9 protein-coding genes and 3 pseudogenes are annotated in these 11,854 nt (G+C 70.6%); 7 read left to right on the top strand and 5 right to left on the bottom strand.

Translation table 11 applies throughout. The features are described from left to right. Positions 1–63 precede the first annotated feature (63 nt). Positions 64–720 carry an aspartate/glutamate racemase family protein gene (locus tag IH00_RS0128865; protein WP_039947524.1) on the bottom strand — a complete coding sequence of 219 codons (657 nt, stop codon included), beginning with the start codon at positions 718–720 and terminating at the stop codon, positions 64–66. A 32-nt stretch (positions 721–752) separates the two neighbouring features. Next, positions 753–1,181, bottom strand: a complete 429-nt coding sequence (panD, locus tag IH00_RS0128860; RefSeq protein ID WP_031078682.1) for an aspartate 1-decarboxylase — start codon at positions 1,179–1,181, stop codon at positions 753–755. A gap of 260 nt (positions 1,182–1,441) precedes the next feature. On the opposite strand from panD, the pseudogene IH00_RS44350 reads away from it, so the two are divergent. Beyond that, a pseudogene (locus IH00_RS44350) lies at positions 1,442–1,646 on the top strand (SpoIIE family protein phosphatase); the annotation flags it as partial. 60 nt (positions 1,647–1,706) lie between these two features. Here the strand turns inward: IH00_RS44350 and IH00_RS0128855 are convergent. Continuing rightward, a complete protein-coding gene (locus tag IH00_RS0128855) occupies positions 1,707–1,946 on the bottom strand; it encodes a hypothetical protein (RefSeq protein ID WP_031078681.1) in 240 nt (79 codons plus the stop codon). Positions 1,947–2,489: 543 nt separating this feature from the next. Between IH00_RS0128855 and IH00_RS0128850 the strand changes: the two genes are divergently transcribed. The 6 genes and pseudogenes from IH00_RS0128850 to IH00_RS44345 all read left to right on the top strand — a co-directional run. Beyond that, on the top strand, positions 2,490–5,156 hold the full coding sequence (locus tag IH00_RS0128850) for a SpoIIE family protein phosphatase (protein ID WP_031078679.1): 2,667 nt from the start codon (positions 2,490–2,492) through the stop codon (positions 5,154–5,156). A gap of 122 nt (positions 5,157–5,278) precedes the next feature. After that, a complete protein-coding gene (locus IH00_RS0128845; RefSeq protein ID WP_031078678.1) occupies positions 5,279–6,421 on the top strand; it encodes an ABC transporter substrate-binding protein in 1,143 nt (380 codons plus the stop codon). A 980-nt stretch (positions 6,422–7,401) separates the two neighbouring features. Continuing rightward, a pseudogene (locus IH00_RS43470) lies at positions 7,402–7,518 on the top strand (IS5/IS1182 family transposase); the annotation flags it as partial. Between the two features lie 29 nt (positions 7,519–7,547). Beyond that, positions 7,548–7,943, top strand: coding sequence for a hypothetical protein (locus tag IH00_RS37795; RefSeq protein ID WP_234334992.1), 396 nt, complete (start codon positions 7,548–7,550; stop codon positions 7,941–7,943). A gap of 7 nt (positions 7,944–7,950) precedes the next feature. After that, complete coding sequence (locus IH00_RS0128835) at positions 7,951–8,592, top strand: nucleotidyltransferase domain-containing protein (protein WP_052411706.1); 642 nt, start codon at positions 7,951–7,953, stop codon at positions 8,590–8,592. Between the two features lie 278 nt (positions 8,593–8,870). Further along, positions 8,871–9,150 (top strand): annotated as a pseudogene (locus IH00_RS44345) (IS5/IS1182 family transposase); the annotation flags it as partial. A 43-nt stretch (positions 9,151–9,193) separates the two neighbouring features. On the opposite strand, the gene IH00_RS0128825 reads toward IH00_RS44345, so the two are convergent. Together IH00_RS0128825 and IH00_RS37790 are read right to left on the bottom strand one after the other, a co-directional pair. Then, positions 9,194–9,622, bottom strand: a complete 429-nt coding sequence (locus IH00_RS0128825; protein WP_031078670.1) for a DUF5959 family protein — start codon at positions 9,620–9,622, stop codon at positions 9,194–9,196. 304 nt (positions 9,623–9,926) lie between these two features. Then, positions 9,927–11,854, bottom strand: a 1,928-nt coding sequence (locus IH00_RS37790) for a DUF4118 domain-containing protein (RefSeq protein ID WP_039947523.1), incomplete at its 5' end; no start/stop codon positions are given.

Here is an 11,854-nt window from a genome sequence, read left to right as displayed (position 1 = left end):
CCCTCGGTGGATCGTCCGGGCCTGTTCAGCCTCTCGCGCTGCGCGTTCCCCCGCGCGGCGGGATCACTCTCCGGTGTGCCGACCCGGGTGCCGTTCCGGCGCGGCGGCCGCGGCGGCCGCGGCGGCGAGACCGGGGCGGGGGCTGGAGAGCACGGGTACGGCGGTACGGGTGCGGGCGGCGGCGTCCGCCATGGAGGCCTGGGCCAGCACGATCGCGTCGGCGTCCCGTACGCCGTCGACAGCGGCGGCCACCACGTCGAGGTAGCCGTCCCGGTCGCCCGCCACGAACAGGGCCCAGGCCCCGTCCACGAGCAGGGTGTCGATCCGCGGACTCCGGCGGCCGGCCTCCTCGCGGAGGAGCTCCACGGTGGGTTCCACGGTGCTCGCGACCGCGGCGACCACCACGATCCGGCGCCCCATGGCCGCCGCCGCGGCGGCCATGGGGCGGTCGACCCGGAGGACCGGCACGCCGGCCGCCACCCGTTCGGCGACGGCACCGATGGTCGAGCAGGTGCACAGCACGGCCCGGGCGCCGTCGCCCACGGCCGCGAGCACCGCCGCCCCGACCGCGCCGCCGACGGCCTCGGGGCCCTCGGCGCGGGCGTGCTCCAGGAGCGCGGCGTCCACGGTGTGCCGCAGCACGAGGCCCGGGTGGTGGGCGTCGCGCAGCGCGTCGAAGACGGGCACGTGGACGGGTGAGGTGTGGAGGAGCGCCAGCACGGGGCGCGGTTCCGTCACGCCGGAGCGGCCCGTCAGCCGCGGGCCGCGGGCACGGCGTGCGGGCTGCGCGCGGTATCGCTGCCGGGCACGGGCGCGGAGGCGTCGGAGCCGAGCTCCACGATGCGGTTGGCCGCGTCGACGTGGACGACCCGCGGGACGAACGAGCGCGCCTCGGCGTCGTCCATCTGGGCGTAGCTGATGAGGATCACCAGGTCCCCGGGGTGCACCAGATGCGCCGCCGCACCGTTGATGCCGATCACACCGGATCCGCGCTCGCCCTCGATGACGTACGTCTCCAGGCGGGCGCCGTTGTCGATGTCGACGATGTGCACCAGCTCACCGGGGAGCAGATCGGCCGCCTCCATGAGGTCGGCGTCGACGGTGACCGACCCCACGTAGTGCAGATCGGCCTGGGTCACGGTTGCCCGGTGGATCTTGGACTTGAACAGAGTGCGCAGCACTTTGGACTCCTCGAAGACGGCTCCCTGCCTGCTTCCTGCAGGTCAAGGGCGGTCTCGACTGTACACCGGCATGCGCCGAACGATGTTTGTGAGGAACATCGCTCCGGCCAGGTAATCCGGCCCCACCTGGGCTTTCACGCCGTCACGGGCGGCTGTTCGGGCAATTCTGCGGGAACGCACTGCGGCTCATGCTGACCGAATGCTGACTTACCTGATGAGCCAGCAACCGAGCGAGACCCTCGACGATCGGCGAGGCCACCGGCACCTCCGGGGAGGTCGGATTGCCGGAGGTACCGATCGGACCGCCCCTCGGCCTGGGAGGGCTCCCTTTCGAGACGACCGAGTTTCGAGCTGCCGGAGGACAGCCTGCCGGTCCTGCACACCGATGGGCTGATCGCGGGCCGCACGCGTGACGTGGACCTCGGACTCGCCACGCTGCACGATGTCCTCACCTCGGCACCGGACTGTCACGATGCCGGGCCGGCAGCCGCCCCCTCCAGTAACCCTGGGTCCGGCCGCGCTCGGTCAGCCGGGCGCACGGATCGGGGGCGCCCCGGGGCCGTCGGCGAAGAGAACGGCGCCGGGCCTCGACAGGACGGCGGTGGCGTCATATCCGAAGAGGTCCCGCGCGCCGGGCACCCAGTAACAGACGAGGTCCCCGTCATCGAGGCCGAAGACGGCCACGGGCACGTGCTCGAGCAGCGTCCCCGGCTCGGACCAGAACGGGCCGTGGGTCTCCTCGCCCCCCGGCCGAGCCGATGGCACGAGATGTCCCCTTCCACTCGCCGTTCCATCCATTATCCGGACACCATGGGCATTCCGCGGCGCGAAGTGCGCCGTGGCGAGGATTGAGCCAAGGGAAACGCCCCGGCCGCCGGTGGCCGGCTCAGCGCAGCAGGGCGGTAACGGCGGCCGGCACGTCGTTGAACTCGTCCCGTCCACCCCTCCATTTTTCTGAACCAGCATGACTTCTTGCACGGCGTGTGGGCGTGGGATCCCCATCGGCGCGGCGGCGCCCCGGATCCCGCCCGCGCCCCCACGCGCGGCGCCACACCCTCGCTCCGCGGAAGGGCCCGGATCGCCGGCTCGGCGACCGTCGCTCCCCGCTGCCGACGGCCCATAGACGTTAGAAGATGGAGTATGAGCCACCTACCTGGACGCGTCCGACGTCGGCTGCTCGGCTCAACCACGAGCTCTTCCTCTCCCTCTCGGCGTCCCCGCTCAGGAAGCCACCAGGAGCGTCCGGAGCACGCCCAGCCCCCCAAGGGAGAGGCGCGGCGGCCGCAGCGTCTGTCCTCCCTTCTGAGCGTGCGCAGCGTGGCCGGCGAGGTGTTCCTCCTGCAGCTGGCCGTCGTGGTGCTGCTCGTCGCCGCCGCGGTGGTGGCGCTCGTGGTGCAAGCCCGGAGCGCCGGCATGGTGGACGCCCGGCACCGTACGCTCGCCGCCGCCGGAACGTTCGCGGAATCTCCGGGAATCGTCGCGGCCCTGCGCAGCCCCCATCCGAGCGCAGTGCTACAGCCGAGCGCCGAGGCGGCCCGGAAGATCGCCGGGGTCGACGGCATCAACGTGTACACACTTTCCGGGGTCACCCTCGCCCACAGCGACCCACGGCAGATCGGGAAGCACGTCGTCGGCCCCTTCTCCAAGGCGGTGGCCGGCCAATCCTTCACCGAGACCTTCGAAGGGTCCTTGGGGCAGTCCGTGGTCTCGGTGGTCCCCGTCAAGGACTCCGACGGCCGCGTCATCGCCATCGTCTCCTCCCCGGTCACGGTGCAGAACGTGCAGAGCATGGTGAACCGGCAGCTGCCGGTCGTCCTCGGCAGTGCAGCCGCGGTGCTCGCCCTGTCTGCGGGCGGAACCGCTCTGGTGAGCCGTCGGCTGCTGCGCCGGACGCATGGCCTGGGACCGGCCGAGATGACGAGGATGTACGAGCACCACGACGCGGTGCTGCACGCGGTGCGAGAGGGCGTACTGATCGTCGGCGGCGGCGGACGGTTGCTGCTGGCCAATGACGAGGCGCGGCGGCTGCTGGACCTGCCGGTGGACGCGGAAGGGCTCCCCGTCGCGGACCTTGGTCTGGAAGAGGGGATCGCCGATCCGATCGCATCGGGCCGTTCCGCGACCGACGAGCTGCACATGGCAGCCGATCGGCTGCTGGCGGTGAACATCCGGCCCACCGCGCCCTACGGGCAGGCCGGGACCGTCGTCACGCTGCGGGACACCACCGAGCTGCGGGCGCTCTCCGGCAGGGCCGAGGTGGCCCGCGAGCGGCTGAAGTTGCTCTACGACGCGGGGATGCAGGTCGGAACGACGCTGAACGTGGAGCGCACCGCGGAGGAGCTGGCGGAGGTGGCGGTCCCACGGTTCGCCGACGTCGTCACTGTCGACCTGCTGGACCCGGTGCTGCGCGGCGAGGAGCCGCCCGAAGCAACCACCGAGATGCGCCGCACCGCCCGCGTCGGCCTTCAGGACGACCACCCCCTCTACCCCGTCGGCCAGCTGATCCGGTTCGTTCCCACCAGCCCCATGGCCGCCGGGCTGGCCGGCAGCCGCGCGGTCCTGGAGGCGGACCTGCGCGCCACCCACGGCTGGCGGACCCAGGACCCGGCCAACGCCCTGCAGATCCTGGACCGCGGCATCCACTCCATGATCGCCGTGCCCCTGCGGGCCCGGGGCGTGGTGCTGGGGATGGCCGGCTACTGGCGGACCCAGGACTCCCCGCCCTTCGACGAGGAGGACGTGTCCTTCGCCGAGGAGCTGACCGCCCGGGCGGCGCTGTCCGTCGACAATGCCCGCCGCTACACCCGCGAGCACACCATGGCCGTCACCCTGCAGCGCAGCCTGTTGCCCCGGGGCGTACCGGAGCAGTCCGCCGTTGAGGTCGCGCACCGCTATCTGGCCGCCCAGGCCGGTGTGGGCGGTGACTGGTTCGATGTCATCCCGCTGCCCGGCGCCCGAGTGGCCCTGGTGGTCGGCGACGTCGTCGGCCACGGTCTCCACGCCGCCGCCAACATGGGCCGCCTGCGCACCGCCGTGTACAACTTCTCCACCCTCGACCTGCCCCCGGACGAACTCCTGAGCCACCTGGACGAGCTCGTCGCCCACATTGACACCGACGAGCAGGAGTGGCAGGGGATCACCGGAGCCACCTGCCTGTGCGTCCTCTACGATCCCGTCTCGGGGCAGGTGACGGCCGCCACCGCCGGGCATCCGGGCCCCGCTCTGATCCTTCCCGACGGAACCGTGTCCTTCCCCGAGGTGCCGGTCTCCCCGCCGCTGGGCCTGGGCGAGGGCCTGCCCATGGAGACCATGACGGTCACCCTGCCCGAAGGCTCCCGGCTGGCACTCTTCACCGACGGGCTGATCGAGAGCCGCGACCGCGATCCGGACGCGGGCCTGGCAGCGCTACGCGCCGCTCTGGCCGGGCCCGCCCGCACCCCGGAGGACACCTGCACCGTGGTGATCGACGCGATGCTGCCCACCAGGCCCAGCGACGACGTCGCGCTGCTGGTGGCGCGCACCCGCCGACTGGACCCCGCGCGGATCGCCGAGTGGGACGTACCCCCCGACCCCGCGGCGGTGTCCCCGGTGCGCAACGCCTGCGCCCGCCGACTGGCGGACTGGGGCCTGGAGGACATCGCCTTTACCACGGAACTCATCCTCAGCGAGCTGATGACCAACGCCATCCGCTACGGCACCGAGCCCATCCGGGTGAGGCTGCTGTACGACCGCAGCCTGATCTGCGAGGTCTTCGACGGGTCCAGCACCTCCCCGCACCTGCGCCGGGCCGAGGCCACCGACGAGGGCGGTCGCGGCCTGTTCCTCGTCGCGCAGTTCGCCGAGCGCTGGGGCACCCGCTACACCGCCCGCGGCAAGATCATCTGGAGCGAGCAGGCCCTCCACGACGGGGCCGCACCGCCCGCGATGGATCTCGGGGAGGCGCTCCTGGCCGGGTGGGACGACGAGGGGTTCTGAGAACGCGCCGGTACGGCAGCCGCAGGGAAGACAGCGGACACCACCGTCTGGGACTGCGCTGCCGAGGCCGCCGAACGTACGCTGGCCTCGATCAGTACGCGACCGCCCGTTATGGAGCCTTTGTGCCCGCACCTCGTCTCCGGACAGCCTTCGTCGCCGCCTGCCTGGTCCTCGCAGCGCCCCTCGGCGCCTGCGGAGACAAGCCCACCACCGCGCCCAGGGCACCCGCGGTGGCCACCTCCGCCGCGGACGCCGGCGGCATGGCAGCACTGACCACAAAAGCGAAGAAAGAGGGCTCGCTCAACACGATCGCGCTCCCGAGCGACTGGGCCAACTACGGCGCACTGATCGACGGCTTCGAGAAGAAGTACGGGATCAAGGTCATCGTGGAGAACCCGGAAGGTACCAGCCAGGACGAGATCAACGCCCTGAAGGAGCACAGGGGCGAAGGCCGCGCCCCCGATGTGATCGACGTGGGGGGCTCGTTCGCGCAGTCCGCGGCACGGCAGGGCCTGCTCGCTCCGTACAAGGTCGCCGCGTACGACGAGATCCCCAAGGAACAGAAGGACGACCGGGCCCGCTGGTACAACAACTACGGCGGTTACGTCTCGATCGGCTGTGACGCCAAGCGTGTCAAGACCTGCCCCGCGACCTTCGCCGACCTGCGCAAGCCCGAGTACAAAGGCAAGGTCGCGCTCAACGGCAACCCCACCAAGTCCGGCTCCGCCTTCGCCGGGGTCTACGCGGCGGCCCTGGCGAACGGGGGTTCCTTCGACGACGTCCAGCCCGGCATCGACTTCTTCGCCGAGCTCAGCGAGAACGGCAACTTCATCCCGGTCGAATCCACCCCGGCCACGATCGCGAAGGGCCAGACCCCGATCAGCATCGACTGGGACTTCCTCAACCTCGGATACGCCGACGAATTCCGCGAGAATGGCACGGACGTCGACTGGCGGACCGCCATCCCCTTCGACGGCAGCTTCGCTCAGTACTACGCGAACGGGGTGAACAAAGACGCTCCGCACCCCGCGGCGGCACGTCTGTGGCAGGAGTACGTCTTCAGCCCGGAGGGCCAGAACATCCGGCTCGGCGCCTATGCACGCCCCGTCCTCATGGACGCCATGGAGAAGGACGGCACCCTCGACAAGGCCGCCGCGGAGAAACTGCCGACGGTCGAGGGCACGCCGACGTTTCCGACGGAGGCGCAGACGGAGAAGGCAAGAGAGACCGTCAACCGCGGCTGGGCCGAGGCCGTCTCGAGCTGAGGGCGGGGGCTCCTGGCCAGGCGTGACCCGCCCGTCCGGGCCTCACACCGGTGGCCGTGGCACTCGCGGCCGCTGGCCGGCCCACTACAGGCCGTGCTCACCGTTTGACGATCGGATCGAGGAGCTCGGCGAGACGGCGCCTGACCGCCTCACAGGGGTGAAGGGCGTCAGGTGTCGACTCAGCGCTCGGCCGCGCCCCCAGGTCCGCGAGGACATAGAGCGAGCGCTCCTCATCGGAGAACGGAACACCGCACGGGCCCGGCTCCGGAAAGGCGACCGCGGACCGGCCTGCAGGAGGCCGTCCCCCCTGCGGAAGCATCGCTTCGGCAGCCGGAGCGTTCAGGCAAGCCGCCGCGCCCGGCCGATCCATGTTGAGTGGGATGCCCGCGTCGACCGACACGTCACCTGACACAACGGTAGTTCCCAGCGGTCAGCACCGCGGCAGGGCTCCATTCACCTCCGGGTACTACCGGCGATGCGCTCCTTCCAGCGGTCATGCGACTGCTCTCCGCCGAGGGACGGGGATTCTTCCCCTGCGTCACGCCCCGGGCGGCGGATGCACCCGATCCCTTTACCCACGCCAGAGGCCCGGCCGGGACCGATGCTGGCCACTTGCTGACCTCGACCCGGGCAGTACGGCGTTGACCTGCGCAAACGCCCAGATGCTAGATCTTGGACTTGAACATGGTACGCATCTTCGAGGTACTCCTGGATCTAGGCTCCCTGCCTGCGTTTATGCAGGTCAAGGGCGGTTTCCTACCCTACAACGAGTCGCGTGTCCGGGCAGCATTCCCAGGTTCTCCAGGACTCATGCTGACCACTTGCCGACTTTTCTGACACATCATCAGGCGACTGAGGGAGGCTTCACCCCCTCTCGCCACCCACCGCGACGACTACACAAGCGTACGCAGCACCCTGCGAGCGCATGTTCGGTCGGCCGTCGCTCCCGACCGCCGCCCAGGCCGCCAGAGTGACGGTGATACGACTACGACCACCTGCGCCGTTGGCTCCGCTCGCGTGGCATCCGCCACCGCATCGCCCGCAGAGGCGTCGAATCCTCCACGAGGCTGGGGCGGTATCGCTGGACGATCGAGCGGCGACACCCGCAGGTGGGACGATCCCCAGCGTGATCGGATGGATGCACCACACCCCGCGCCGGGCGGTCATGTCGGCCTGCGTCATCGCAGCCGTACTGCTCTTCGTCGGCGCTTCCGCGCACGTCACCGACCTCCTCAGCCACGGCCTGCACCCGTACGACTGGGCACCTGGGTGGCTCAACCTCTACTGGTCGTCGCTGGCGCTGTTCGACACACTCGCCGCCGTGCTGCTGATCCGGGGCAAACGCCGAGGAATCGATCTCGCCTGCGCCATCATGGCGACCGACCTCGCCGCCAACTGGTACGCGGTCCACGGCATCCAGCACAGCAACCTCGCTGCTCAGCCCGGCCTTCAACGACTGACCGTCTTCGCCGCACTTGTCCTGGGTACGGCACCATTCATCCGACGACACCTCACCAATTGAGATGACGATGACGACCGACCCTCCCGCGTGGGTGCCCGCCCCACTGGCCGAAGTCGCCGACCTCTTCTCACGAGCCCGCTGCGCCTGGTGGATCGCGGGCGGCCACGCCATCGAACTCGCCGTTGGGCACGCGGTCCGCGCGCACGACGACATCGACGTCCTGCTGTTACGCGAAGACCAGCACGCCGCCCAGCAGGTACTCGCCGGATGGGAGTGGTGGGCGGCCGACCCACCCGGCAAACTGCGTCCGTGGCTACCCGGCGAGTACCTGCCCATGGGCGTCCATGACATCTGGTGCCGCCCCGAGCCCGGCACGCCCTGGCGCATCCAGATCATGCTGGATGAAGCGCAAGACGGCCTGTGGGTGTCCCGCCGCGACACCGCCGTGCACCGCCCCGTGGCGGAGCTGGGCGCGATCAGCACGGACGGCATCCCCTACCTGCGCCCTGAAGTCCAGCTCTACTACAAGGCCAAGAACCCCCGACCCAAGGACGACACCGACCTCGCCGCAGTCCTTCCAACGCTCGGGCCGGCACAGAGGATCTGGCTCGCCGAAGCCATCCTCGGCACGTATGGGGATCACCCGTGGGTCCACCGCCTCGACGTGCCGAACTCAGCGTCGGCGGCCGCAACGCCGACAACGAGCTGACGCACTACAGCAGTCACGTATCACGCAGATGTCACCTGGTCCAGTTCTGGCCGGCCGCTGACTGAGGATGGAGGAGAAGCGGCTCCTCCCCCCCACTGTGTCAGGTGGTGATCTTTACGAAGAAGCCGTCGTCCATGCCGTCGATGATGCGGTTCCTCTTGGAGAACTGGCCCAGCAGCGTGCCGGCGTCGCCGTTCTGAGCGGCTGGCACGGGCAGTGCGGAGAAGTTCTTCTTCGGTGCCCGCGGGTCGTACTCGGACTGTGCGCAGGCCTCACCCCCGCTCCTGCAATCGCTGCCGCCCGTGCGCGGCAAGCGAGGCCGGTCCCGGCGCCGTCCGGACGTGGTGCCGGCCGACCGCGGCTACGACCACGACAAGTACCGCCGCCCGGTCCGGGATCTCGGCGTGAAAGCCGCGGATCGCCCGCCGCGGCACCGAGCACGGCTCCGGGCTCGGCCGCCAACACCGGGGCGCGGAGCGCGCGTTCGCCCATCTGCACTGGTTCCACCGCCTGCGGATCCGCTGGGAGATCCGCCACGACATCCACGAAGCCCTCCTCACCCCGGGCTGCGCCCCTGATCTGCCGGCGGCGGCTTGCCTCCCTACGCTGACAGCATCGGGACCCAGTGATCGATCACCCTGTGCAGACGCTTCTGGTGGTCGGCAATCCAGTCGTCCGGCGGAACGAGGGGAACCCGCACGGTGACCATGGACCCCGACTCGTCCTCGACCACCACTTCTGGGCACTCACGCTCACCGGTGAGCTGAATGAAGACGGACGGCCCCCTGCTCATCTCCATCCAGGCGACATCCTCGCCGGCATCAAGCCTCTTCAGCGCGTCGGACCAGTCTTCAAGCTTCGAGGCGGAGAGCGCCAAGGCGACACGGCCGGACACGAATGAGGTCGTGACCACGATCTCGGCTTCGAGTCCGGCGCTCCACCGGGGATCGCGCCCCAGGACGTTGACGGTGACGCTGTTCCCCTCGTCATTGGCGAGACGGATGAGCTCCGTCGGAGCGATGTCGCTCATGGATGCTCCTTCATATGCGAGTACCAGAGATCATCGCCCTGCCCAGGAGTGCGCGGCCAACCCATTTCGTCAGGGGTTCTTACGACGAGATGCCGGTGCTGCTGATGCCGGAGGCGCAGGACGGCCTCGGCAACGAGTACACCGACCGGGGCGGGGCCTTCGGTACGACCGAGGACGGCACCCGCACCGATGGAACGGTCACCGGGCGGCACGCGCTCGACGCCCGCGCCCTCACGGTGCGCTTCACCTTCCTGCGCGGGGGCGAGGAGTACCCGTACGAGCTGTCCCTGCCCTTGCAGGGCCTTCAGGTGGTGACGGTCGCCGGGAGGTCGGGGCTCGTCGGCGGATGGCCGGTAGCCGGTCGGAGGGTCAGGACCATCGTCAGGCCGCCGCCGGGGGTGTCCTCGGCGCTCAGGGTGCCTCCGACGGCCTCGGCGAAGCCGCGGGCCACGGCGAGACCGAGACCGACTCCGGCGCCGCCCGGGGCGTCGCCGTAGCGCTGGAAGGGCGCGAAGATACGGTCCTTCGCCTCGTCGGGGACGCCGGGGCCGCGATCGATGACGCGGAGTTCGACGCGGTCGGCGATGGCGCTGGCCGACACCAGGACCGGCGTGCCGTCGGGGCTGTACTTGACGGCGTTCTCGACGATGTTGGCGACCGTACGCTCCAGCAGTCCGCGGTCGACGGCGACCATGGGGAGCGATTCGGGAATGTCGAGCTCGACGCTGCCCTCCGGTACGCCGCCCAGCGCCATCGGCACGACTTCGTCCAGATCCGTCTCGCGGATCAGCGGGGTGACCGTGCCCGTCTCCAGGCGGGACATGTCGAGGAGGTTGCCGACCAAGTGGTCGAGGCGGTCCGTGCCGACCTCGATGCTTTCCAGCAGCTCCGCCTGGTCCTCCTCGGACCAATCGACGTCGTCGGAGCGCAGCGAGGTGACCGCGGCCTTGATGGCGGCCAGGGGCGTACGCAGGTCATGGCTGACGGCCGCCAGCAGCGACGTACGGATCTTGTTGCCCTCGGCGAGCTTGCGCGCCTCCTCGGCCTCACCGACCAGCCGCTGCCGGTCCAGTACGACGGCGGCCTGGGCGGCGAAGGCGCCCAGCACCCGGCGGTCCTCGGCGGGCAGCGCCCGCCCGGACAGCGCGAGGGACATGCGGTCGCCGACCGGCATGTCGACGTCGGCGTCCTCGGGCCGAGCGGCCGGGTGGGGGCCGACGCTGCCGGCGCAATCCCACGGTTCGACGTCGCTCCCCCGCTCCAGCAGCGCCACCGACTCCATGGAGAACGTCTCGCGGACCCGCTCCAGCAGGGCGTCCAGGCTCGACTCTCCGCGCAGAATGGTGCCGGCCAGGAAGGACAGCGTCTCGGACTCGGCGCGCAGCCGGGCGGCCTGTTGGGTCCGGCGAGCGGCGAGGTCGACCACGGAGGCAACGGAGATCGCCACCCCTACGAAGATCAGGAGGGCCACCAGGTTCCTCGGGTCGGCGATGGTCAGCTCGTGGACAGGGGGCGTGAAGAACCAGTTGAGCAGCAGCGAGCCGACGGCCGCCGATGCCAGCGCCGGGAGCAAGCCGCCGAGCATGGCGGAGGCCACGGTGAAGGACAGGAACAGCAGCACGTCGTTGGCCAGACCCAGATCGGCGTCGACGTGGGTGAGCAGCAGGCTGAGCAGCACCGGTCCTGCCAGGCCGGTCAGCCACCCCCGGATGGTGCGGGAGCGGCCGAGCCGCGTGGTGCGGGCGGTGGGCAGGCGACGGCCCTTGGCGGCCTCGTCGTGGGTGACGATGTGGACGTCGAGGTCGGGGCCGGAGTCTCGGGCGACGACGGCGCTGACGCCCGGCCCGAAGATGTACTGCCAGGTGCGCCGGCGGCTGACGCCCAGGACGATCTGAGTGGCGTTGACGCCGCGCGCGAATTCGAGCAGCGCCGTGGGCACGTCGTCGCCTATGACGTGGTGGAAGGTGCCGCCCAGGTCCTCGACCAAGGTGCGCTGGACCGCGAGTTCCTTGGGCGAGGCGGCTGTCAGGCCGTCGCTGCGGGCGATGTAGACGGCGAGGACCTCTCCGCCCGCGCCCTTCTCCGCCAGCCGGGCGGCCCGGCGGATGAGGGTGCGGCCCTCGGGGCCGCCCGTGAGACCGACGACGATGCGTTCGCGGGACCCCCAGATCTTCGAGACCCGGTGCTCGGTCCGGTACTGCTGGAGGTACTCGTCGACCCGGTCGGCGGTCC

The sequence above is a fragment of the Streptomyces sp. NRRL S-118 genome, from assembly GCF_000716335.1.
Classification (GTDB): domain Bacteria; phylum Actinomycetota; class Actinomycetes; order Streptomycetales; family Streptomycetaceae; genus Streptomyces.
Note: the sequence above shows the minus strand (reverse complement) of the source record. Positions and strands in the feature narration are given on the sequence as shown.